Here is a 24,527-nt window from a genome sequence, read left to right on the forward strand (position 1 = left end):
GAGAAACTATCATGAGAGATAAATTTGAAATAACTTTTACTAAGAATAGGAGAGATTTAATAATGGCAAAAGAAAAATTTGATCGCTCAAAAGAACATGCCAATATTGGTACTATCGGTCACGTTGACCATGGTAAAACAACTTTAACAGCTGCTATCGCAACTGTATTAGCTAAAAATGGTGACACTGTTGCACAATCATACGACATGATTGACAACGCTCCAGAAGAAAAAGAACGTGGTATTACAATCAATACTGCACACATCGAGTATCAAACTGACAAACGTCACTATGCTCACGTTGACTGCCCAGGACACGCTGACTATGTTAAAAACATGATCACTGGTGCTGCTCAAATGGACGGCGGTATCTTAGTAGTATCTGCTGCTGACGGTCCAATGCCACAAACTCGTGAACACATCTTATTATCACGTAACGTTGGTGTACCAGCATTAGTTGTATTCTTAAACAAAGTTGACATGGTAGACGACGAAGAATTATTAGAATTAGTTGAAATGGAAGTTCGTGACTTATTAAGCGAATATGACTTCCCAGGTGATGATGTACCTGTAATCGCTGGTTCAGCATTAAAAGCTTTAGAAGGCGATGCTCAATACGAAGAAAAAATCTTAGAATTAATGCAAGCAGTTGATGATTACATTCCAACTCCAGAACGTGATTCTGACAAACCATTCATGATGCCAGTTGAGGACGTATTCTCAATCACTGGTCGTGGTACTGTTGCTACAGGCCGTGTTGAACGTGGTCAAATCAAAGTTGGTGAAGAAGTTGAAATCATCGGTATCCACGAAACTTCTAAAACAACTGTTACTGGTGTAGAAATGTTCCGTAAATTATTAGACTACGCTGAAGCTGGTGACAACATCGGTGCTTTATTACGTGGTGTTGCTCGTGAAGACGTACAACGTGGTCAAGTATTAGCTGCTCCTGGTTCAATCACACCACACACTAAATTCAAAGCGGAAGTTTACGTTTTATCTAAAGACGAAGGTGGACGTCACACTCCATTCTTCAGTAACTACCGCCCACAATTCTATTTCCGTACTACTGACGTAACTGGTGTTGTTAACTTACCAGAAGGTACTGAAATGGTTATGCCTGGCGACAACGTTGAAATGACAGTTGAATTAATCGCTCCTATCGCTATTGAAGACGGTACTCGTTTCTCAATCCGTGAAGGTGGACGTACTGTTGGATCAGGCGTTGTAACTGAAATCTTCGAATAATATTTATTATTCATTATTTCTAAGGACTCCCAGTTTGGGAGTCTTTTTTTATTCCAATTTTTACATATATTTCCTATTTTTTTATTCAGAAAAGCTCGTTTAGCTGAGAGTAAGTCAACTTAGTATTAAATTTTTAATTTTTTCTCACACAAAAAGCGTGTTCTATCTTACTTATTTAAAAGTAAGGTAGAACACGCTCTATATATTATAAATCGTTAAAATACATGTTCAATTTCTAGTATTTTAAGAAATTCGCTTGCAGCATATTTAAAAGATGATTCATCTATATCAAAGTATGGATTATGATGTGGCGCGGATATACCTTTATCCCCATTACCACAACCTGTTAAGAAAAAGGCACCTGGACGTACTTTAAGATAATGTGAAAAATCTTCGCCAATCATCATCAAATCTGATTCATTAAATCTTAAATGTAAATCATTCGCTGCTTGTTTAACAACCTCATAAGATTGCGGATGATTGTGTACAGGTAAATAGCCTTTAATATAATTCATGTCATAAGTAATATCATTAGCAACAGCTAAGCCCTGTAATAGTTTATCCATTTTATTCTTAATATGGTTTTGTAGCTCGGTGTCAAATGTACGAACAGTTCCTTTACAAAAGGCGGTATCCGGAATAACACTATCTGTTGATCCAGCTTGTACCATCCCAAATGTCACAACAGCTTCTTTAACTGGGTCTATCGTCCTAGAGACAATCTTTTGTGCACTTAAAATAAATTCAGCCATAATGACTATAGGATCAATGGTTTCATGGGGTTTAGCCCCATGTCCACTGCTACCTTTGATCGTGATACTAAACTCATCAGGTGATGCCATGATCGCACCAGGTCTAGAGTAAATAGTACCTGAAGGATAACCACTCCACAAATGTGTACCATAGATTTTATCAACATCTTGAAGACAGCCATCATCAATCATTTCCTGAGAGCCACCAGGCATAATTTCTTCCCCATATTGGAAGATGAATACAACGTTTCCTTTTAATAAATGGCGGTGTTCATTTACTATTTCAGCAACTCCAAGTAATATTGCCGTGTGACCATCATGACCACATGCATGCATACAGCCCTCGTTTTTAGAACGGTATGGGACGTCGTTTAATTCTTGAACAGGTAGGGCATCAAAGTCTGCACGAAATGCTATAGTTGGGCCGTTTTCACTACCTTTAAATGTAGCTTTGATACCATTACGGCCAACTGGAGTAACAATATCACATGACAACTGGCTTAATTGATTCACGATAAAGTCATGCGTACGCTTTTCCTCAAAAGAGAGTTCGGGATATTGATGCAAATATCGTCGTAGTTGTACCATTCTTTTCTCTTTTTTGCTAGCCAATTGGAACCAATCAAACACATTTATCACTTCTTCCTTCTTATTATCGTAATTAGTATATCATTATTGATTAAGCTAAAGTAGGCTTTCATATTAATTATTTTTCAATAAAACAAGGTGATAACACCTATAAATGATAAGACTTTCATGATTCTGAAAATTAAGGTATGATTAAAGAAAATAGACAACACAAGGGGGATTTAATTGTGGTTCAATCACTAAATGAGTTTTTAGATGAAAATATACAATATTTAAAAGACAATGGCTTATATAACGAAATTGACTCAATTGAGGGAGCAAATGGTCCTGAAATCAAAATTAATGGTAAAAACTACGTCAATTTATCATCAAATAACTACTTAGGACTTGCTACGAATGAAGATTTAAAAGAAGCAGCTAAAAAAGCAATTGATTCACACGGAGTGGGTGCAGGTGCAGTACGCTCAATTAATGGTACATTGGACTTACATGATGAGTTAGAAGATACACTTGCACAGTTTAAAGGTACTGAAGCAGCTATTGCATATCAATCAGGGTTTAATTGTAATATGGCTGCTATATCAGCTGTTATGAATAAAAATGATGCTATTTTATCTGACGAATTAAACCATGCCTCTATTATTGATGGTTGTCGCTTATCTAAAGCTAAAATTATTCGAGTAAATCATTCAGATATGGAGGATTTACGTACAAAAGCTAAAGAAGCTGTTGAGTCTGGACAATACAATAAAGTAATGTATATTACTGATGGTGTATTTAGTATGGATGGGGATGTTGCTAAGCTACCAGAAATTGTAAAAATTGCTGAAGAATTTGGTTTATTAACTTATGTTGATGACGCTCATGGTTCAGGTGTTATGGGTAAAGGTGCAGGTACAGTTAAACATTTCGGTTTACAAGATAAAATTGACTTCCAAATTGGCACATTATCTAAAGCCATTGGTGTTGTAGGTGGTTATGTAGCAGGCTCTAAACAATTAATTGATTGGTTAAAAGCACAATCAAGACCGTTCTTATTCTCGACTTCATTAGCACCTGGAGATACTAAGGCTATTACTGAAGCTGTTAAAAAATTAATGGCATCTACAGAATTACATGATCAATTATGGGATAACGCACAATATTTAAAAGATGGACTCTCTAAATTAGGTTTTAATACTGGGGAATCTGAAACACCAATTACTCCAGTCATTATTGGAGATGAAAAAGATACGCAAGAGTTTAGTAAACGTCTTAAAGAAGAAGGAATCTATGTTAAGTCAATAGTATTCCCAACAGTTCCTAGAGGTACCGGTCGTGTAAGAAATATGCCTACAGCTGCTCATACTAAAGATATGTTAGATAAAGCCCTTAATGCTTATGAGAAGGTTGGAAAAGAATTAAATATTATATAGATTGTTATTCTTAAGGCACTTGTCTCTTAGAGAGTGAGTGCCTTTAATTTTTCTGATTTAAAATACTTTAATATAGTGGTTTATTCATTTTACAATAATAGTGAAATGAATGGATGAGAAGAGGTATAACGGAGTGGAAGAATTAAGACAACTTACGTATAAAGATGAAGAAACATTCAACGTTTATATTCAAGAATGGTATGACAATAATGAAAAAGTTGTACCAGGAAATACGAATTTAAAAGAATATCAGTCCTTCAAAGATATGGTTGATTTTCTTAATCAAGAAAGACCAAGTAAAGATTGGGTTCCCACCACAACATTATTTTATTTTGTTGATGGAAATATTGTGGGTGCGGTGGATATTAGACACGAACTCAATCATCGATTAAGAAACATTGGGGGTCATATTGGGTATGGCGTAGCTCGATCATATAGAGGTAAAGGATATGCCTCAACCTTATTAGGACAAGCCCTTGACTACTTAAAAATACGAAATGTTGAAACAATTCTTATGACTACAAATCCATTCAATTACGCATCTCAAAATGTCATAAAAAAATATGGTGGTTATGAAATCGAACCCTATATTAAAAAGAATGGGAAAGTTGTTAATCGATATCAAATTTTGAATAAATGAAAATCACCCTTCAAAAGAAGGGTGATAGTTGTCAAAAGTTAATTAAATAGTTTTGCTAAAAAGAAGCAAAATCGCAAGGTAATGTGTTAATGCACATTGCCTTTTATTTATAAATAATAGAATAGCACGGAATTTACATTGTCACAACAAAAATTTAATAAATCCGACATTTTAGCTTCATTTATCGGATTACTTATTATTTTAATCAGAGTGTATTATTATATGAGTGAAAGTAACAATGTAAATTATAATTCAAATTTGAAACGATAGTAAAAAATATATTTAAATAATCGGGTGGTATTAATGAAGTATGTAATATATGGAATGAACCTATTTAATTATATTATTTTAATCACTTGGATCAGCCTATCTTTAAATCGTATAAGTGAAGTAGGACCAGATATAGTCTCATTTTTTGCTTTATTTAGCATTTTCTTACTTATCATTTCATTGATATTTAGTTTTATATCAAGAACTCAAGACGATATTAAGGATACGCTTAATATAAGTATTTTTATCAATTTATTTAATTTAGTGGTACTCACATCGATACTTTTAGCAATACTATTTTAATCATTCAATTATGTTAGATACTAAAATCTAAGGGAATGTTATTTAAAAGCGTCATGGTATAAAGGAGAGTTTAAAATGCGATATTTAGATGAACAAACTCAATCAGAGTTATTAAATATGAATGAAGTTATTGAAGAGGTTGGACAAGCGCTAAAAGCATTTTCAGAAGATAAAACTGAAACCCCATTGCGACATGTGTTGCCATTTAATAAACACAATCGATACTTAGTGATGCCAGCATTATCAGATGAATTAAAAATTGTCGGATTAAAAACCGTTTCATTTGCTCCTGATAATCCTAAAAAAGGTAAAGCAACAATTACAGGCTCAGTAATACTAAGCGATTATGAAACGGGGGAAACACTAGCAGTACTAGATGGTGGTTATTTAACTAAAATTAGAACAGGCGCGATTTCTGGTGTGGCTACAAAATATTTGTCTCGTGAAGATGCTAAAGTATTAACTGTCATTGGTGCCGGAGTACAAGCTGAAGGTCTCATAGAAGCTGTCATGGCTGTGAGAAATATTGAGGAAGTTCACTTTTCAAGTAGAACTAAGGAAAAAGCTGAAAAGCTTGCTGAAGCAACTCAACAAAAATATGGAGTTAAAGCCAAAACGTATGATCAAGCAGATGAAGCAATGGAGGCTGCGGATATTATAGTTACCGCTACAAATGCTTCAGAACCAGTATATTCACACACGTTACACCCAGGCGTCCATCTTAATGCAGTAGGTTCATTCAAACCTGATATGCAAGAATTACCGTCAGAGTCTATGATGATCGCTAATAAGATTGTTGTTGAATCGACCGAAGCGGCAATGGAAGAGACAGGCGATTTAAAAGTGCCTCAGGAAGAGGGTATATTAACTCACAATATGTTATATGGTGAGTTAGGTGATATTGTCTCAGGTAAGAAAGCAGGACGTGAGGACGAAAAAGAGGTAACTTTATTTAAATCAGTGGGTCTAGCCATTGTTGATATTGTAGTAGCTCAGTATTTCTATAAAAAAGCACTTGAAAGTGATAATTAATCATATTATTAATCCCGTTAAAATTAACTAGCGGGATTTTATATGGGTTCTATCATGGTCGATGTCTATAATTATATATAACCTGTTTAACACAAAGTGTAGCTAAAATTAGAAAAACGAGTAGGCTAAATGTACTTAGCATCTCAGGCACTAACTCATGTTTAGTTACAAGTACATAAATATTTTGAAAGATAAATGCTAAAAAGATTAATAAGCTAGATAGCAAACCTACTTGTCGTTGTTTATACGTTTTCAAACCACCATTCATTACGATCACCTACATTATATTTAACTTAAATTAATGATAACGTTTGCCTTTATGAATTGCAAACGTAGTTGAAGTAGTAGGAGGGCACTGTAACCTCGCACAAACGGCAGACTGCTATAAGTGGATGGAGAATTATTTCCCAAGAAATATGACTGTCACCTTTCAATGCCATCTTTTGGACTAATAGTCTCAGTATTTGAACCCCTTTTCGGGACTTACTCTAATCATTTTGATTATCTGCGATAAGCGTGAGTATCTTTTAATTTGGACTAAATTAAAAATCAACTTTGTCTTATTTAATATTTTCCGTAAGTAAATAATCTTTATGCGTTTGATTAACTATATATGTTTCTTAATAAAATAGAGTTTAATCATAAAAAAGTGACTCTGAGAATGACTATTTTATCTCAGAGTCTCTTGTATATTTAGGCTGACTTTTTGTGAGTATGATTGCTTGATTGTTTACCATTGTCTGATTTATGTGTTGATTTTTTCACTGAATCTAATTTTCCATTAATGATTCTTTCAGGATTATTAGTATTATATTCATTTAAATTGTGCTTTTGAATATAATTTCCTACGACTTCATCAAGCGAAATACCTTCCTCACGTTGTCCTCCAAACATATCGTAGCCATCACCTTTGTTAGCGGTAAAATCATTGGTAGCAACATAATATGTTTTATTAGGATTTAATTTTTCAAATTTTCCGGTCTCGCGATTACGAACTTGAATATCTCGAACTCTTGAGCCAGATTTTTGATTCATATCATAATAAACACGTATTGATTTCGAAACTTGTAAGAAACCGCCATTTGGTGATAGTTGTTTCTTACCATCTTTTGTTTCAGTAGGAGAACCTAGACTATGTTCAAATGCTTTCTTCACATTCGTACCTTTAACTTTAATCTGTGAAATTAAATTACCGAAAGGCAGCACTGTAATAATATCGTTTTGAGTGACTTTGCCTTTAGAGATGGAAGCGCGAATACCACCGCCATTAGTCACTGCGAAATCTGGCTTATGTTTAAAGTTTTTCGCTGCGTAATCCTCCATCGCATCTGTAATTAGATTTCCTAAATTCGTTTCTTGAGTACGAGCTATATTTTTATCGCCTTTAAATTCAACTTTATTATTAGGAATAATCACTTTAGATGTTTCTTTTTTAAATTCATTATTCGCTTTATTTACTTGTTTTTCTATTGAGGGATCAACTTTTATTTTATTTGTATCTTTGACGTTAATCAGACTCGCTTTTAAATCTGACACTTTATGATGGTTAAAAAGAAAACTAATTTTGCCTACATTTTCCAAAGCAGTACCCGTTTGAGCTAAGATACCATGATTATACTTTTTGCCATGTTTTATAACAGAATGTGAGTGACCATCTAAAACTATGATTGGTTTTTTTATTGAGTTATCTTTGGATAATTGTTCAATTAGATAATCTCCACGCCATTCTTTTTTAGTATTTTTATCGATGCCAAGATGAGATAAAACAACATATACATCTGCTTTACCATCCATTTCTTTAATAGCACCTTTCACACTGCTCAATGGATCTTTAAATTCTACATCTTTCACAGCATCAGGAGAGGTTTTAATTTTAGTTTCGGGAGTTGTAACACCTACTAAACCGTATCGCACACCATTACGTTTAATTATAGTTGAAGGTTTGAAAATGCGCTTCCCGTTTTTATAAATATTTGATGAGATCATTGGAAAATGAAGCTGTTTTTGTAATTTTAATAATTGGTTATAGCCAAAATCAAATTCATGATTACCAATTGTCATAGCGTCATAGCCTACTTTATTCATTGCTTTAGCCATTTCTTCACCTTTTGAATGGTTAGAAACTGGCAATCCTTGAAAGGCATCCCCAGAGTCTAAAACTAAATCAGGTTTTTCTTTATTTTTGAGACCTTTTAATTTAGGCATGCCAATAACACGTCCTTTTTCTTCTACGAAGCGACCATGAATATCATTAGTATGTAATATTGTGTGTTCAGTTTTACTTTGATTGTCATTTGAGTGCGTGTGTTGTTCTGAAGCATTAACGAGGTTAAAGTTTAGTATCGTACCAAGGGTTATAAATAAAGTGATAATAGTGATTATGATTTTTTTCATATAGTTCCTCCTTTTGAAAAATTATATACATTGCAATATTAGCATATAAAAAGAATAAATAATTCTTTTATTTAAAATATTTACTTCGAATTTAAATTTAATTAATAAAACGTCATAGTCTAATGACCAAATAGCAATACAACTAACGCGCTCATACAAAAATCATAAATTAAAAACTACTTATTAAACCCTATAATGTGTTTACTGCATATACAAGAAAACGCTTTTATTATATAATATTGATGTAAATTAAGAATATGTACATACTAGAAGGACAACGCACTTATGAAATAAACAAGGGGAGATTTTGTAATGAAAAAGATAATGATTACAGGGGCACTTGGCCAAATTGGAACCGAGTTAGTAGTGAAATGTCGAGAAATTTACGGTACAGAAAATGTATTAGCTACAGATATTAGAGAACCTGAAGCAAATTCACCAGTTCAAAATGGTCCATTTGAAATTTTAGATGTTAAAGACAGAGAGCGTATGTATAAGCTTATCGAAGATTTTGGGGCAGACACTTTAATGCATATGGCAGCATTATTATCCGCAACTGCTGAGAAGAATCCATTATTCGCTTGGGATTTAAATATGGGAGGATTAATGAACGCTCTTGAAGCTGCACGTACGTATGAACTACAATTCTTTACACCAAGCTCTATTGGTGCTTTTGGCGCGTCAACGCCTAAAGTAAATACACCACAAGTAACAATCCAACAACCTACTACAATGTACGGTGTTAATAAAGTTGCGGGTGAATTACTGTGTCAGTATTATTATGTTAAGTTTGGCGTAGATACTCGCAGCGTAAGATTCCCAGGACTTATTTCACATGTGAAGGAGCCAGGGGGCGGCACGACTGACTACGCTGTTGAAATTTATTTTAAAGCAGTAAGAGAAGGTCGTTATACAAGCTATATCGATAAGAACACATATATGGATATGATGTATATGGATGATGCCATCGACGCTATTATAAAATTAATGGAAGCAGATGGTGCCAAATTAGAAACTCGTAATGGTTATAATTTAAGTGCAATGAGTATAGAACCTGAAATGGTTAAAAAAGCCATTCAAGAGTACTACCCTAATTTCGAACTAGACTATGATGTTGATCCAGAACGTCAAAATATTGCTTCAACATGGCCTGATAGTATCGATACGAGCTGTTCACGTGGTGAGTGGGGATTTAATCCAAAATATGATTTAGCCTCAATGACTAAGTTGATGCTCGCAGCAATTGAAGAAAAAGAAAAGGTTGCTAAATAGAAAATCTTATATAATTAATAACGTAGTTTAGCTAAAACTTACTCCTTTTAAAATTAAAACTTTTAAAAGGAGTTTTTTTATATTTTAAATCCAATGTATCTATAACATACGTAAATAACTAAACTTGTAAGTTTAATATGGTAATGTTTAACTAATAAAGAGTACATAATTACATTTGTATATTTATTTTGAATATTTAGAAAACTCATTGAATAGTATAAATGCGATTGATATAATTTAGAGTAACTATTCAATTCGGAGAAATTACTAGGAGGCTATATTCATGTCAGAAAAGGTAAAATTTGAACAACGAGATACATTGAAAGAAAAACCAGACACATCGAAATTAGGATTCGGTCAATATTTTTCAGACTATATGCTAAGTTTGGATTATGATGCGGATAAAGGTTGGCATGATATGAAGATTGTACCTTATGCACCATTTGAAATTTCACCAGCAGCACAAGGTTTACATTATGGTCAAGCGGTATTTGAAGGGCTTAAAGCATATAAACACAACGGTGAAGTGGTATTATTCCGACCAGACCAAAACTTTAAACGTATTAATAATTCTTTAGCGCGTTTAGAAATGCCAGAAGTTGACGAAGAAGCATTATTAGAGGGATTAAAACAACTTATTGATGTTGAACGTGACTGGGTACCAGAGGGTGAAGGGCAATCATTATATATTCGTCCATTCGTATTTGCTACGGAAGGTATTCTAGGTGTACGTGCATCTCAACAATATAAGTTATTAATCATTTTATCGCCTTCAGGTGCGTATTATGGTGGAGACACGTTAAAAACTACTAAAATTTATGTTGAAGACGAATATGTTCGTGCCGTACGTGGAGGAGTAGGATTTGCGAAAGTTGCCGGTAACTATGCTGCTAGTCTACTTGCACAAACTAATGCTAACAAATTAGGTTATGACCAAGTATTATGGCTAGATGGTGTGGAACAAAAATATGTCGAAGAAGTTGGAAGTATGAATATCTTCTTCGTTGAAAATGGAAAAATAGTCACACCTGCATTAAATGGAAGTATCTTACCAGGTATTACTAGAAAATCAATTATTCAATTAGCTGAAGACTTAGGTTATGAAGTTGAAGAAAGAAAAGTTTCAATTGACGAATTATTCGACGCTTACGACAAAGGTGAACTTACAGAAGTATTTGGTGCAGGTACTGCAGCGGTTATTTCTCCAGTTGGTACATTACGCTATGAAGACAGAGAAATTGTTATTAATAATAATGAGCCAGGTGAAATCACTCAAAAATTATATGACACATATACTGGTATTCAAAGCGGTAAATTAGAAGATAAATATGGTTGGAGAGTTGAAGTCCCTAACTATTAATGTGTTATATACTGAAAGAGCTTTCTCATTCGAGAAAGCTCTTTTTTGTGAAATAAAGAAACCATAATCCACTTTTCTATAATTATTGAAGTCTCTATATTACAATAATATGTAAATGAATGTACTACAAAAAATCATTTTCAGGAGAGAAGTAAAAATGGAATGGATATTATTTGATAAAGATGGCACGCTAATAGAATTTGATAAGAGTTGGGAAAAAATCGGTGTGCGCCTTGTTGATAAACTATTAGAGACATTTCCTGTACACGACAAAGAAGTAGCACACCGCCAACTTGGAATTATTGACGATAAAATTGTTCCTGATTCAATTATGGGTTCAGGATCATTAGGAGATATGATTAAATCTTTTAATAAAGTTACTGGAGAAGATACATCTGATTGGGCAAGAAATACTAGCCAAGAACTTGTTGATACTCGTGTTCCTGAAAATAATTGGATTGAAGGTGTGCAAGAGACTATTCAGGAACTTAGAAACGAAGGTTATAAAATTGGTATTGTCACTAGTGATACCAAAAAAGGCGTAGATCAATTTCTAGAAGAAACGCAATCTAAAGAATTATTTGATTTAATTATTTCTACAGAAACTCATGCTGAAGAAAAACCCAATCCAAAAGTGATGAATCCTTTATTTGACGCTTATGATGTTTCACCAGATCAAGTTGCCATCATTGGTGACACTACAAATGATATGAAAACTGCGGTAAACGCTAAATTAGGTTTAAGTATAGGTGTATTAACTGGTATCGCAAAAAGAGAGGAACTTCATGAAGCGGATGCGGATGTCATTATTGACAGTGCTAAAGATGTAAAACAAATTTTAGATCAATATAAAAAATAACAAAATTAATTAAAAAGCATGGATATTTGAGTGAGTTCAAGTAACCATGCTTTTATTATATTTGTCTTTAAAAAAAGAGGTTTCACTCTACATTTAATTTTAGATGTAAGTTTTAATCGATATTTTCTATTAACATCATACATTAATTCATTGTTAACCCACCATCAACAGTTAAATTCTGACCAGTGATACCACTTGCTTCATCAGAAGCTAGATAAGCAACCATATTTGCTACATCTTGTGGCGTAGTCACTTTTTTGAGCGGTGTCGTTTGAGCGATTAAGTCGAATACCTCAGGCGTCGTTACTGCACTAGCATCAGTAGTTTTTAATAATCCTCCAGAAACCACATTGGCTGTTATACCATATTGGCCTAGCTCTGCAGCGATATTACGGGTAAAACCTATTAAGCCAGCTTTAGCAGTCGTGTATTCATGATAGGGGACGACTGGGTTTTGATATAGATTTGTTCCGATATTAATAATTCTGCCTTCCTGTTTTTCAATAAATTGAGGTATGACACTTTGTGTAACATTAAATGCAGCTTTTAAAGTGCCATCAAGTTGTTGTTGATAATCTTCCCAAGTTAAATCTTTGAAGTTCTTTTGTTGGTTTGGATCAAACTTAAAATTAACTAGTGCATTATTAATAACAATGTCTATATTACCAAAATGTTCCTTTGCAACTTTGACCATTCGGTTAACTTCGGCACGTTCTGTCACATCAGCTTGAATTGCAATTGCTTTTTCATGACTAATATTCTCAATCAATTTTTCAGCTTTTTCTCTGCTATGTTTATAATTCACAACAACGTTATAACCTTTATTAATTAATGTTTGAGCAATTACCGCTCCTAAACCACGGCTACTTCCAGTAATAATTGCAGTTTTTGACATTTTTAATCCTCCTAAAATTTTTTAAAAAAAGAAGCACAACTTCCGTAAAAAAGTTGTGCTTCTTAGTCATCACATATTATGACAAATTAATATTAAGAGCGTCATCACACTTTCCTACGCTAGTTTAAACTAGATTCAGGTTCAAAGGGTTTGGATAGATTCCATCTCAGTTAAAAACACCCCTAGTGTAAATCATTAACTTGTAGTATTAACCTATATATAATTAGATCGTTTGTCAAAAAATAGAATATAAGCAAAGTTTCAATTCACTTTAAGGTCTTGTATCAACTTGGCGATGAGTCTGGATGATATGAGCTATTTTATCGATAATTGGGTCTAGTGAATCCAGATTTTCGTGAATATCATACTCATTAATATTGACGCGCACCACTGGACAAGCATTAAAATTATTAATCCAATCATCGTAACGTTTGAATAATTTTTTCCAATATTCAGGGTCTGTATTAATTTCCATATCACGACCACGTTGCTTAATACGATCAATCACTTCATCATAATCACATTCTAAATAAATTAACACATCTGGTTTAGGAAAATAAGGTGTCATTACCATAGCGTTAAATAATTCTGAATACGTGTGAAAATCTTCCGGGCTCATTGTACCTTGTTCTTCATGCATTTTCGCAAAAATATCAACATCTTCATAAATAGAACGGTCCTGTACGAAGCCACCACCATATTCAAACATACGCTTTTGTTCTTTAAAGCGTTCCGCTAAAAAGTATATTTGTAGATGAAAACTCCAACGCTCAAAATCATGATAGAATTTATCTAAATAAGGATTATGATCAACATTTTCAAAAGAAGTTTTAAAATTTAATTTATCAGCAAGCGCCTGTGTTAATGTTGACTTTCCGACGCCCACAGTACCTGCAATAGTGATAATTGCATTTTGAGGAATACCAAAATTATTCATCTATATTATCTCCAATCATTGGTTTTATTAATTCTAAAATTTCTTTATAGTCGTCACTATTGTTAACAAAATCTTTCTCAGTTGTGTCAATACGTATGACATTCGCGCCCTCATTTTTTAAGGATTCATAATAAGCTTTATAATCTTGTTTCAGCTTTAATAAATAATCATCTTCAATAGTATGTTCAAAATCGCGATTGCGTTTAGCTATTCTAGTTTTGAGAACATCTAAATCTGCATCTAAAAAGATAATCATATTAGGCATTTCAAGATCTTCAGTCAAAATATCATAAATGCGACTGAATTTATCGAACTCTTTCGAATCTAATGTGTTATTTGCAAATATTTTATTTTTATGTATGTGGTAATCACTTACAACGCCTTGTTCTAACGCCTTAATATCTTGAATTTGTTTATATCTGTTACATAAAAAGAACATTTCTGTTTGAAAGCTCCACTTTTCTATGTCGTCATAAAAGTCTGATAGAAAAGGATTTTCGTCAACAATTTCTTTCTCTTCGTAATAACCAAGCGTTTGACTTAGCATTCGTGCAAGTGAAGATTTACCAACACCTATAGGTCCTTCAATTGCAATAAATGGTTTATTCATATTCACTTCTCCAAATGTTAAAATAGACAATGAGTATTGTACCATAAGTGAGGTATTGCAACACATATGAGAACTGATAAAGATTACATGCGTTTAGCAATCAAAGAAGCTCAGAAAGCACAAGCTCTAGGGGAGGTGCCCATTGGAGCTGTCATTGTTAAAAACGATCAAGTCATTGCACACGCTCATAATTTAAGAGAATCCTTACAACTACCTACTGCACACGCTGAACACATTGCGATTGAACGTGCATCTAAGGTAGTGGGTAGTTGGCGTTTAGAAGAATGTACTCTTTATGTCACCCTTGAACCCTGCGTGATGTGTGCAGGAGCCATCGTGATGAGTCGAATACCACGAGTGGTTTATGGTGCTGTTGATCCTAAGGGAGGATGTACCGGCAGTTTGATGAACTTGTTAGAGCAGCCTCAATTCAACCACAGAGCTATTGTTGAGTCGGGTATTTTGGAAAATGAATGCAGCACACTTTTACGTGATTTCTTCAAAAATATTCGCCAACAAAAGAAGGCACTCAAACAAGCAAAGATACAAAATGACACAAATTTGTTAGAATAATTGTGTATGAAAAGAGTGACAATACATGCTAACCTTTTCAAAAATTAAATTTAAAAACCTAAATTAAAAATAAATAACTACAAACGGGAAGAAACGAGGTCAACGAATGATAAAGCTAATTGCAACAGATATGGATGGAACGCTCCTTAATGCTGCACACGAAATTTCTCAAGAGAACCAAGAAGCGATTAAATTTGCACAAGAACATGGTATCACTGTTGTTATCGCGACAGGGCGTGCATTTTACGAAGCGAATACACCAGTTGCTGAAACAGATTTAAAAGTACCATATATCTGCTTGAACGGAGCCGAAGTTCGCGATGAAACGTTCAATATTATGAGTACATCTCATCTTAATCATTCTTTAGTGAGTAAGATAACGTCTACATTGAAAGAAAAAGACATATATTATCAAGTTTACACAAATAGAGGGATTTATACGGAAAATCCTCAAAGAGACTTAGAAATTTATATTGATATCGCTGAACGTGCTGGTCAAAAAGCAGATGTTGAGAAAATCGAGAACAGTATTCAAAAACGTATAGATAATGGAACTTTAAAAATTGTTGATAATTATGACAAAATTGAAGATATTCCTGGTGAATTAATCATGAAAATTTTAGCGTTCGATTCTGATTTAGGAAAAATTGATCTTGTAGGTCAAGAATTAGCTCAATCACCAAACCTTGCAGTTTCTTCATCTTCAAGAGGTAATTTAGAAATTACACATTCAGATGCGCAAAAAGGCATAGCTTTATCTACTATTGCGAAACAACTCGGCATTGATTTAAAAGATGTCATGGCACTAGGGGATAACTTAAATGATGTCTCTATGCTTGAAAGAGTCGGTTATTCGGTCGCAATGGATAATGCTGCACCAGAAGTTAAGACAGTCGCTAAGTATGTGACTGATTCAAATGAAAACAGCGGAGTCGGTAAAGCAATTAAGAAATTTTTAAAAGAAGAGAATCAATTAACATAATTAAGAGGTGTAAAAGATGAAAGGATTAATAATTGTAGGCAGTGCTAGAGTAGGTTCTCATACAAATGCTTTAGCTAAATACCTTATAGGTCAATTAGATGAACATGATGTTGATGTAGATATATTTGATTTAGCTGAGAAACCAATTCATCAATTGGACTTTTCTGGTACAACACAAGCTGCTGAAGATATTAAAAAAAATGTTAAAGAGCTTCAGGATAAAGTAATGGAAGCGGATTTCTTTATTCTTGGAACGCCTAATTATCATGGCTCATTTTCTGGCATACTTAAGAACGCTCTAGATCATTTGAATATGGATTATTTCAAAATGAAACCGGTGGGTCTCATTGGAAATAGTGGAGGTATTGTAAGTTCAGAACCATTATCACATTTAAGAGTGATTATACGCAGTTTATTAGGTATTGCAGTTCCTACACAAATTGCTACACATGATTCAGATTACGCAAAATTAGACGATGGCACATTATACCTAGAGGATAGTGAATTCCAATTACGTGCAAAATTATTCGTAGATCAAATCGTTTCATTTGTAAATAACAGTCCTTATGAACACTTAAAATAAAACGTACAGTTATACAATATAATTTTAAATAAAAGTAGCAGTAAGAAGGTTCTTAATTAAAACCGACTTACTGCTATTATTTTTATGGGCTGATATTCTAAAATCTATGTATTGATATCATTTATTAATTGTTGCCATCTATTTATAATGGCATCCTTACTAAAATTTTTGGATGATTCAATACTATTTTGAGCATATTTTTGTTGTAATTCCGGTTCTTCTAGTAGAGCCTTCACAGTTTCATATAGTTGATCTTCATTGTTAAATTCTACTAATGAGTCATTATAATCAGGAATAATTAATTCACCTGGTCCATATTTAATATTATAGCTAATAGAAGGAACACCATGCGATTGAGCTTCTAATAATGCTAATGAGAATCCTTCCATATTACTTGTAATTAAATTAACATATGCTGTTTTAAATTCTTCTGTTAAGTCATTAAGAAATCCTCTTAGAAATACATGATTTTCTACATGATAATCATTAATTAATGTTTTAAGCTTACTTTCTTCAGGCCCAAAACCATATAAATGTAATTCAATTTTGGGGAATACCCCTTTTAATTTACTAACCAGCTTAATTTGTTGTTCTAATTGCTTTTCAGGGGAGTATCTTGCTACAGAAATTAATTTTTGAGATGTATATCCTATATTATGTTGTGATGTACTTTCAGAGAAACCTACAGGTATCGCATAAACTGGAATACAGTCCTTAATTCTATGACGTACATCTTCGGCTTGTTGTTCCGTTGAAACTACAATGGCTTTGTAGCGTTTTAAATGATCGAAGACGCCTTTATAGACATTTTTAATCCTTGAATGCATCAAATCATTAATATCTTTGACATGAGTACTATGTAAAACGGCTACAACCGGTATTGTATGAATTGTAGAATTAAAAACATGTGATGAAATTAAATTTCTGTCACTAAAGAAAAGATCACCACTGCAATAAATTTGTTCTATGAAAAATGCACTTAACTCAGTATCATTATTGAAGAAATACGTTTTCCCCTGATGATGTAATAGTATTTTCTTAGCTATATTAGGTTCATTTGAATCAATATCATAATATTTCTCTAATTTAACTTCTTTTTGAGGAGAATAGTAAAACTCCGATTGAATTTTTTGATCAGTTGATAAAATTCTAGTACAACTTAAGAATCCTCGAGTATCATACAGCTCTCTTTTGATTTTCCTACGAGATGTATCGAAATAATTAAGATAATCAAGTTTTTTATAAGTCTCATCTGTAAAATGGGCATACATTATAAAGTTGTTACCATCATAAACGCGTACATCATTAGAATGTTCAACATACTTAATTGTGTATCCACAATCATGCTGCCAATCATGTAACCAATTTTTACTATTTATCGATTCAATATTTATAGTTACTTGCGTAGCTTCTTGAAAATAATCGTACATATTTATGTAATCTTCATGCATTAAATAATTTGATGCTGTATCAGTTAAGTAACGATTCCATGCTAATAGAATAACTTTTGATGAATATTTATTTTCTTTAAAAAGGTTTAAACGATTAATAATAGCTTTTTCAATACCTGTGATTTTTTGACCAATATTGTTTCCTACAAAATAAAACATTCGATACCTCATCTGTTTAATTTATTTTACAAATATTATAACATAATAAAATCTTCAAATATTAAATAAACTAAAAATAAAAATTCAATAATATTAAAAACATTCCTATTCTACTTAGTCCGAAATTATTAACCTCCTTATCTATAGCACTTTTTTAACACCTTAACATTCTGAATATTTAAAATAATGTTAGCGCTTACACTCAACTTTGTGATAAACTTACACGGTAGAGATGTTTAGAACAAAGGGGTGGGGATGACTATGAAACGTTATCGTTATTTTATCATTACCATGATTGTTATTATGACGATGATTAATTACATCGATCGTGGTGCAATCTCATATGCTCAAGAAGATATTATTAAAGAATTTGGTTTTGATACGATTGCTTGGGGATCTATACTAGGATACTTTGGCTATGGTTACATGTTTGGTTCATTGCTTGGTGGAATTACTGCCGATAAAAAGGGACCTAAATTTGTTTGGATATTGGCTGGGACGGCTTGGTCTTTAGTTGAAATTGCAATGGCTTTTGCAGGTGAACTTGGTATGGCAATATTTGGAGGTTCAGCTATTGCTGGATTTGGTTTACTTCGAGTGCTTTTCGGTATTTCAGAAGGTCCTATCTTTTCAACGATTAGTAAAACTAATGCGAACTGGGCGGCACCTAGAGAACGTGGTTTATTATCAGCTCTTGGTTTAATTGGCGTACCTTTAGGAGCACTTATTACTGCACCTATCGTATCTGGTTTCTTAACTATAGCAAGTTGGCGTTTACTCTTTGTCCTATTAGGCATACTTGGGTTAGTCTGGGTAATTATTTGGGCAAAGGTATTTACAGATTATCCCGAGGACAATAAAAAAGTTTCAGAAGAAGAATTAAATGATATTCGCTCTACAAATGAGAGTTTAAATGTTGAAAAAACAGTAGAAACAGAAGATTCAAGTGAAAAGTGGTATCATTTCTTTAAAAGTCCAACACTCGTAGGAAACATGATTGGTTATTTTGGTTTCCAATATGTTAATTTTCTTATATTAACATGGACACCGAAATACTTGCAGGATGAATATCATTTTGAAATCCATTCACTTTGGTATTTGGGGATGATTCCTTGGATCGGTGCTTGTTTTACAGCATATTTTGGTGGTCAAATGTCTGACTGGCTACGTAAAAAGACTGGTAGCTTACGTATCGCACGTTCATACTTTGCGATTGCAGGCATGATTTGTGCAGCAATATGTTTCCTAATCATTCCATTCACACATAGTATCGTTGCAGTCATGATATTAATGATGATAGGGAATGCGTTTATCTTCTTACCTAACGCAGTTTACTGGTCAGTGATTATTGATACAGCACCAAATAAAACTGGTACCTATGGTGGTATAACTCACTTCTTTGTTAATACAGCGACAGTGATTGCGCCTACACTTACAGGTATTTTAGTCGCTACTCACGGTTATTCAACAATGTTTATTTCAGCGGTTGTAGCTTCATTGATTAGTATTATTGCAATGTGTTTCGTTAGACCAGGGGAGAAGAATATGAGTAGACATTAACTTAATATTAATTTATTTTTGAAAATGTCTATGTAATACGCACACGATATATTAAAATTTTATATCGCATAAAAAAAGAGAGTTGCTTTAAAGAAGTGTGGAGCAACTCTCTTTTTTCTATCATTTTCTATATTTTAAACGAGCAAACGCATCGTGTTGGTGAATAGATTCTTCATTGCGACATTCAATATCAAAGCCATCAATCCAGTCGAATTCAACTAAATCAGCAGCAATGAGTCGAATTAAATCTTCTACGAAACGTGGGTTTTCATAAGCACGTTCTGTGACACGTTTTTCATCTGGACGTTTCAAGATAGGGTATAATATGGAACTCGCGTTAGCTTCCATAGCGTCTAAAATTTTATCTTTATAATCATCCACGACTTTAGCATCTTTATCTAAATAAGTTTTAACTGTAACGATTCCACGTTGGTTATGCGCTGAGTATTCACTGATTTCTTTAGAACAAGGACAAAGTGTTGTAACAGTAGCTTCAATCGTTAGTTCTTTACGTGTTACTTTCTCGCCATCAATTGCAAGTCCGTACGTGACGTCTGCGTTACCTACAGCTTTAATATTAGTCACTGGACTAAAGCGATCAAAGAACCATTTTCCTGAGACATCCACCCCAGCAGCATTTTGATTCATTTTTTCTTGAAGTGTGCGTAATACTTGATAAAGTGTATTAAATTCAAGCTCAATTCCATTATTATAATGCTTTTCAACACTCTCTAATATACGACTCATATTAATGCCTTTTTCATCTTTATTTAAACTTGTTGAAAAGCTAAATAATCCTGCAGTTTGATACTGATCAATCAATACAGGATACGTTAAATTTTTAATTCCTACTTCTTCTATTTCAAATAGGAAATTTTTATGAGTGCTTTGTAAATCAGTCATTTCATTTTTAGTTGTAGGTTTCGTACCTTCGATAGGATCTACAGAACCGAAGTGTTTCCAACGACCCTCTCGAGTAGATAAATCAAATTCTGTCATGTTTTACCTCCATTTAAGATTCGAAGTGATAAGTCCAAAATGGCTCAACCTTTAAGAAACTTTGTGCTTGTCCATCAATGTCAGGGCTCGCAATTTGTTTTAAGAATGGTCCTGTTTGAGAAGCATGCGCTTCAAAGGCTTTAAGTTTTAAATCACTATATTTAGAAATGTCATTTTGAATGTCTGGTTGACCAAGTATTTCTGGTGCATCATTACTAAATGCTACAAGTGTGAGTCGTGGACGTTCTGATTCTGGCATACGTCCTACTGTACGTACAACAGCTTCTGCTGTAGCTTCATGGTCTGGATGCACGGCGAATTTAGGATAAAATGAAATAATTAACGACGGGTTAGTTTCATCAATGAGATTTTTTACCATATCGTCCATTTGATCATGTGGTTCAAACTCAACCGTTTTATCTCGTAACCCCATCTTTCTTAGGTCTGTAATTCCAATTGCTCGGCAAGCATCTTCAAGTTCTCGTTCTCGAATATTAGGTAAAGATTCCCTTGTCGCAAAAGGAGGGTTACCCAAGTTACGTCCCATTTGTCCTAGTGTTAAGCATGCGTACGTGACTGGCACGCCTGCGTCAATATAACTTGCAATGGTTCCAGCAGATGAGAAGGTTTCATCATCTGGATGTGGAAAGATTACAAGTACGTGTCTTTCATCAGTCATGATTCATAACCTCCTCTATATTGTGAATGGCTTAACGCTAATTTCTATTGTAGCTGCCAATTGTCCTTCATAATTAAATCCGGCGATGAGGAATTCGTTGTCGTGATTAACTTCATAGTGCGTTAATCCTTGTACATAAACCCAACCACCTTCTCGTAATTTTAATCCGACACGATATGGATCTTTTTCGCCACCTTTAAGTTGTGCGTGTTCATATGTGACTTGTATATTTCTTAAAAAGGTACCTGCGTTAAAAACGCGTTCGTCGAAATGGTTAGCGTATGCGCCATTTGTAGTTTCGACATGTAAGTACACGGGTTTATTTGCATAAGAAGTAAGTAAGTTAAGTACTTCTTGTTCATTAATCGGTTCCAACACGTTCACTCCCTTGTATTTTGCAGTGTGTTGATTGTAAACTGTCGAAATTTTAAACATTAGTTAAAGACTTTATCATATTACATCAATAGTAATAGAGCGTTTATAACTCGATGAGTTACGACGCCTTTATGCGTAGCCGAGTTGTGTGAGTCTTCACAGGTTTTGTAGTTATTAAAATTAGAGATGTTTATTTTAGTGTTAAGTACTTCACTAAAAAGATTCCAAAGTCGCGATTTTTTACGCTTTATTATTAGTGACTACTTATATTATCTCTTTAATATTTTACAACGTGTACTAATGTGTTTATAAAAAATCAGTAAATGTGTTTATCTATATATTTTACTAGAAAGCGATGTATATTTGTACACGAATGCTTGAAATAATTAGGAAAATTTTTTAGTTATAGATAAAAAGATAGATAATGAAGTTTGTTAAATTTCTTTAAATTAAGAATTAAATTTTGTTAAATATGTATTTGAAGGGTATATTATATAAGTGGAGTTGGAAAGGTGTAAGAACATAGATTTAAAAATCGAGGTGTTTAAAAATTGAAAATCATCAACTTAGGTTCTAAGAAACTTGCGTCATTTTATGTTGCATGTGAATTATATAAAGAAATGAGTTGCCAACCTACAAGTAAATTAGGTTTAGCTACTGGTGGCACAATGACTGAGGTATACAAATATTTAGTTGAGTTATTAGAAAAGAATCAATTAGATGTTTCTCATGTTGAAACATTTAATTTAGATGAATATGTTGGATTAAAAGCTGAACACCCTCAAAGTTATCATTATTATATGAATGAGGTATTATTTGATCAATATCCGAACTTCAATAAAGAAAATATTCATATACCAAATGGTTACAGCTCTCAATTAGAGGATGAGGCTGAACGTTATAACCAATTGCTTAATGATAGAGGTCCTGTTGATATACAAATATTAGGTATAGGTGAAAATGGTCATATTGGATTTAATGAACCTGGTACTGATTTACATAGTGAAACGCACATTGTTGATTTGACAGAGAGTACGATACGTGCAAACAGTCGTTATTTTGAAAGTGAATCAGATGTTCCACAACAAGCTGTTTCAATGGGATTAGCAAGTATTTTAAAGGCTAAACGTATTATTTTGCTTGCATTTGGAGAAAAGAAAAAAGAAGCGATTCATCAATTAATGAATAACCAGGTTACTAAAGACATCCCTTCTACAATTTTACATGCCCATCCAAATGTGGAAGTGTATGTTGATGATGAGGCTGCACCTCCTCATATTGATAAAGTCTAATTGTGGTGATAGCATTTTCAGCTCAGTTTAAAAAATGAAATGCCGGGTAAACACCTTTATATAATAGAAATTGACTGTCATATGAAAGGATGTATTTCATTGGAACTACAATTAGCAATTGATTTATTAAATAAAGAAGAAGCAGCAAAATTAGCGAAAAAAGTTGAAGAATATGTAGATATTGTTGAAATTGGTACGCCGATTGTTATTAACGAAGGTTTACCATCAGTTCAACATTTAAATGAGAATATTAGTAATGCGAAAGTATTAGCAGATTTAAAAATCATGGATGCAGCAGATTATGAAGTAAGCCAAGCTGTTAAATTTGGTGCTGATGTTGTAACTATTTTAGGTGTAGCAGAAGACGCATCAATTAAAGCTGCTGTTGAAGAAGCACATAAACATGGTAAAGAATTATTAGTAGATATGATTGCGGTACAAGATCTTGAAACACGCGCAAAAGAATTAGACGAAATGGGCGCTGATTATATCGCTGTACACACTGGTTATGATTTACAAGCTGAAGGTCAATCACCATTAGATAGTTTACGTACAGTGAAGTCAGTAATTAAAAATTCTAAAGTCGCTGTAGCTGGCGGTATTAAACCAGATACAATTAAAGATATTGTGGCTGAAGAACCTGATTTAGTTATCGTAGGTGGAGGAATCGCAAACGCTGACGATCCTGTTGAAGCTGCAAAACAATGTCGCGATGCGATTGAAGGTAGATAGGATGACAGAATTTAATAACTATCGTCTTATACTTGATGAATTAGATCATACGTTGTCGCATGTTGATGATACGTCGTATGAAAGATTTGCTAATGACGTTGTTGGTGCGGATAGAATATTTGTAGCTGGTAAAGGGCGTTCTGGATTTGTTGCAAATAGTTTTGCAATGCGTTTAAACCAACTAGGTGAACACGCTTATGTTGTAGGAGAGTCCACGACTCCATCAATAAAAGAGCACGACCTTTTCATTATCATTTCTGGGTCAGGTTCAACAGAACACTTAAGATTGTTAGCTGAAAAAGCGCAAAAGATTGGCGCTAAAGTTGTACTTATTACAACGCAAACAGATTCGCCAATCGGAGAGCTTGCTGAAACTATTATAGAATTACCAGCTGGCACTAAACACGATATTGAAGGTTCTAAGCAACCACTAGGAAGCTTGTTTGAACAAGCGTCACTAGTTTTCCTCGACAGTGTTGTATTGCCTTTAATGGAAGCATTTCATATCAATGAAGAAACAATGCAACAAAATCATGCTAATTTAGAATAGTAAGAAATACTACCAGAG

At 33.6% G+C, this 24,527-nt stretch carries 25 protein-coding genes and 1 riboswitch; of the genes, 15 read left to right on the top strand and 10 right to left on the bottom strand.

Features of this window, described 5'->3' with window-relative positions:
* The first annotated feature begins 62 nt into the window (after window positions 1–62).
* Entirely contained in the window at window positions 63–1,247 is a 1,185-nt protein-coding gene (tuf, locus tag HMPREF3154_RS07445; RefSeq protein WP_002432994.1) for an elongation factor Tu, read from the top strand.
* A gap of 215 nt (window positions 1,248–1,462) precedes the next feature.
* Here the strand turns inward: tuf and HMPREF3154_RS07450 are convergent, their stop codons facing one another.
* The gene (locus HMPREF3154_RS07450; RefSeq protein ID WP_070474559.1) at window positions 1,463–2,629 is read right to left on the bottom strand and encodes a M20 family metallopeptidase; all 1,167 of its coding nucleotides are present in this window, start codon (window positions 2,627–2,629) and stop codon (window positions 1,463–1,465) included.
* A gap of 185 nt (window positions 2,630–2,814) precedes the next feature.
* Between HMPREF3154_RS07450 and HMPREF3154_RS07455 the strand changes: the two genes are divergently transcribed.
* The 4 genes from HMPREF3154_RS07455 to HMPREF3154_RS07470 all read left to right on the top strand — a co-directional run bounded on the left by HMPREF3154_RS07455 (window position 2,815) and on the right by HMPREF3154_RS07470 (window position 6,247).
* On the top strand, window positions 2,815–4,002 hold the full coding sequence (locus tag HMPREF3154_RS07455) for a glycine C-acetyltransferase (protein ID WP_030059893.1): 1,188 nt from the start codon (window positions 2,815–2,817) through the stop codon (window positions 4,000–4,002).
* Between the two features lie 133 nt (window positions 4,003–4,135).
* Entirely contained in the window at window positions 4,136–4,642 is a 507-nt protein-coding gene (locus tag HMPREF3154_RS07460; RefSeq protein ID WP_030059895.1) for a GNAT family N-acetyltransferase, read from the top strand.
* 303 nt (window positions 4,643–4,945) lie between these two features.
* A complete protein-coding gene (locus HMPREF3154_RS07465) occupies window positions 4,946–5,215 on the top strand; it encodes a hypothetical protein (RefSeq protein WP_030059897.1) in 270 nt (89 codons plus the stop codon).
* Window positions 5,216–5,290: 75 nt separating this feature from the next.
* Window positions 5,291–6,247, top strand: coding sequence for an ornithine cyclodeaminase family protein (locus HMPREF3154_RS07470; RefSeq protein WP_030059899.1), 957 nt, complete (start codon window positions 5,291–5,293; stop codon window positions 6,245–6,247).
* Window positions 6,248–6,299: 52 nt separating this feature from the next.
* Here HMPREF3154_RS07470 and HMPREF3154_RS07475 read toward each other — a convergent pair whose 3' ends face one another.
* On the bottom strand, window positions 6,300–6,515 hold the full coding sequence (locus tag HMPREF3154_RS07475) for a hypothetical protein (protein WP_002433257.1): 216 nt from the start codon (window positions 6,513–6,515) through the stop codon (window positions 6,300–6,302).
* Window positions 6,516–6,940: 425 nt separating this feature from the next.
* Entirely contained in the window at window positions 6,941–8,641 is a 1,701-nt protein-coding gene (locus HMPREF3154_RS07480) for a 5'-nucleotidase C-terminal domain-containing protein (protein WP_070474562.1), read from the bottom strand.
* A gap of 312 nt (window positions 8,642–8,953) precedes the next feature.
* Here HMPREF3154_RS07480 and HMPREF3154_RS07485 point away from each other — a divergent pair, with 312 nt between their 5' ends.
* From HMPREF3154_RS07485 to HMPREF3154_RS07495, 3 genes are all read left to right on the top strand, one after another.
* Entirely contained in the window at window positions 8,954–9,913 is a 960-nt protein-coding gene (locus HMPREF3154_RS07485; RefSeq protein ID WP_030059903.1) for an NAD-dependent epimerase/dehydratase family protein, read from the top strand.
* A gap of 283 nt (window positions 9,914–10,196) precedes the next feature.
* Complete coding sequence (locus HMPREF3154_RS07490; RefSeq protein ID WP_030059905.1) at window positions 10,197–11,273, top strand: branched-chain amino acid aminotransferase; 1,077 nt, start codon at window positions 10,197–10,199, stop codon at window positions 11,271–11,273.
* A 157-nt stretch (window positions 11,274–11,430) separates the two neighbouring features.
* Window positions 11,431–12,132: an HAD family hydrolase gene (locus HMPREF3154_RS07495; protein ID WP_070474566.1), complete on the top strand. Its 702-nt coding sequence runs from the start codon at window positions 11,431–11,433 to the stop codon at window positions 12,130–12,132.
* A 142-nt stretch (window positions 12,133–12,274) separates the two neighbouring features.
* Here the strand turns inward: HMPREF3154_RS07495 and HMPREF3154_RS07500 are convergent, their stop codons facing one another.
* The 3 genes from HMPREF3154_RS07500 to HMPREF3154_RS07510 form a co-directional block, all read right to left on the bottom strand.
* On the bottom strand, window positions 12,275–13,027 hold the full coding sequence (locus HMPREF3154_RS07500; RefSeq protein ID WP_030059908.1) for a 3-oxoacyl-ACP reductase: 753 nt from the start codon (window positions 13,025–13,027) through the stop codon (window positions 12,275–12,277).
* 94 nt (window positions 13,028–13,121) lie between these two features.
* Window positions 13,122–13,221, bottom strand: a riboswitch (TPP riboswitch).
* 77 nt (window positions 13,222–13,298) lie between these two features.
* The gene (locus HMPREF3154_RS07505; RefSeq protein ID WP_002433233.1) at window positions 13,299–13,964 is read right to left on the bottom strand and encodes a deoxynucleoside kinase; all 666 of its coding nucleotides are present in this window, start codon (window positions 13,962–13,964) and stop codon (window positions 13,299–13,301) included.
* Window positions 13,957–14,574 carry a deoxynucleoside kinase gene (locus HMPREF3154_RS07510; protein ID WP_070474570.1) on the bottom strand — a complete coding sequence of 206 codons (618 nt, stop codon included), beginning with the start codon at window positions 14,572–14,574 and terminating at the stop codon, window positions 13,957–13,959. Before HMPREF3154_RS07510 ends, HMPREF3154_RS07505 begins: the two co-directional genes overlap by 8 nt.
* A 66-nt stretch (window positions 14,575–14,640) precedes the next feature.
* Here HMPREF3154_RS07510 and tadA point away from each other — a divergent pair, with 66 nt between their 5' ends.
* From tadA to HMPREF3154_RS07525, 3 genes are all read left to right on the top strand, one after another.
* Window positions 14,641–15,147 (top strand): tRNA adenosine(34) deaminase TadA, encoded by a 507-nt coding sequence (gene tadA, locus HMPREF3154_RS07515; RefSeq protein WP_030059911.1) that lies wholly within the window; start codon window positions 14,641–14,643, stop codon window positions 15,145–15,147.
* 106 nt (window positions 15,148–15,253) lie between these two features.
* On the top strand, window positions 15,254–16,129 hold the full coding sequence (locus tag HMPREF3154_RS07520; RefSeq protein WP_002452494.1) for a Cof-type HAD-IIB family hydrolase: 876 nt from the start codon (window positions 15,254–15,256) through the stop codon (window positions 16,127–16,129).
* 16 nt (window positions 16,130–16,145) lie between these two features.
* Window positions 16,146–16,712, top strand: a complete 567-nt coding sequence (locus tag HMPREF3154_RS07525; protein WP_070474573.1) for an NADPH-dependent FMN reductase — start codon at window positions 16,146–16,148, stop codon at window positions 16,710–16,712.
* A 104-nt stretch (window positions 16,713–16,816) separates the two neighbouring features.
* Here HMPREF3154_RS07525 and HMPREF3154_RS07530 read toward each other — a convergent pair whose 3' ends face one another.
* Window positions 16,817–18,322, bottom strand: coding sequence for a glycosyltransferase family 4 protein (locus HMPREF3154_RS07530; RefSeq protein ID WP_070474578.1), 1,506 nt, complete (start codon window positions 18,320–18,322; stop codon window positions 16,817–16,819).
* Window positions 18,323–18,583: 261 nt separating this feature from the next.
* Here HMPREF3154_RS07530 and HMPREF3154_RS07535 point away from each other — a divergent pair, with 261 nt between their 5' ends.
* The gene (locus tag HMPREF3154_RS07535) at window positions 18,584–19,882 is read left to right on the top strand and encodes an MFS transporter (RefSeq protein WP_023350763.1); all 1,299 of its coding nucleotides are present in this window, start codon (window positions 18,584–18,586) and stop codon (window positions 19,880–19,882) included.
* A 120-nt stretch (window positions 19,883–20,002) separates the two neighbouring features.
* Here HMPREF3154_RS07535 and folE2 read toward each other — a convergent pair whose 3' ends face one another.
* From folE2 to HMPREF3154_RS07550, 3 genes are read right to left on the bottom strand one after another with little or no spacing between them, the layout of a single operon-like run.
* Complete coding sequence (gene folE2 / locus HMPREF3154_RS07540; RefSeq protein WP_002433461.1) at window positions 20,003–20,881, bottom strand: GTP cyclohydrolase FolE2; 879 nt, start codon at window positions 20,879–20,881, stop codon at window positions 20,003–20,005.
* A 13-nt stretch (window positions 20,882–20,894) separates the two neighbouring features.
* Complete coding sequence (bshB2, locus tag HMPREF3154_RS07545) at window positions 20,895–21,560, bottom strand: bacillithiol biosynthesis deacetylase BshB2 (protein ID WP_002433272.1); 666 nt, start codon at window positions 21,558–21,560, stop codon at window positions 20,895–20,897.
* Between the two features lie 15 nt (window positions 21,561–21,575).
* The gene (locus tag HMPREF3154_RS07550; protein ID WP_172969464.1) at window positions 21,576–21,938 is read right to left on the bottom strand and encodes a YojF family protein; all 363 of its coding nucleotides are present in this window, start codon (window positions 21,936–21,938) and stop codon (window positions 21,576–21,578) included.
* Between the two features lie 548 nt (window positions 21,939–22,486).
* Between HMPREF3154_RS07550 and nagB the strand changes: the two genes are divergently transcribed.
* The 3 genes from nagB to hxlB all read left to right on the top strand — a co-directional run bounded on the left by nagB (window position 22,487) and on the right by hxlB (window position 24,509).
* Window positions 22,487–23,227 carry a glucosamine-6-phosphate deaminase gene (gene nagB / locus HMPREF3154_RS07555; RefSeq protein WP_002433147.1) on the top strand — a complete coding sequence of 247 codons (741 nt, stop codon included), beginning with the start codon at window positions 22,487–22,489 and terminating at the stop codon, window positions 23,225–23,227.
* 99 nt (window positions 23,228–23,326) lie between these two features.
* The gene (gene hxlA / locus HMPREF3154_RS07560) at window positions 23,327–23,959 is read left to right on the top strand and encodes a 3-hexulose-6-phosphate synthase (RefSeq protein WP_023350759.1); all 633 of its coding nucleotides are present in this window, start codon (window positions 23,327–23,329) and stop codon (window positions 23,957–23,959) included.
* 1 nt (window position 23,960) lies between these two features.
* Window positions 23,961–24,509, top strand: a complete 549-nt coding sequence (gene hxlB, locus HMPREF3154_RS07565; RefSeq protein ID WP_002433290.1) for a 6-phospho-3-hexuloisomerase — start codon at window positions 23,961–23,963, stop codon at window positions 24,507–24,509.
* Window positions 24,510–24,527: the final 18 nt, after the last annotated feature.

The sequence above is a fragment of the Staphylococcus sp. HMSC06C11 genome (assembly GCF_001808345.1).
GTDB classification, from domain to species: domain Bacteria; phylum Bacillota; class Bacilli; order Staphylococcales; family Staphylococcaceae; genus Staphylococcus; species Staphylococcus capitis.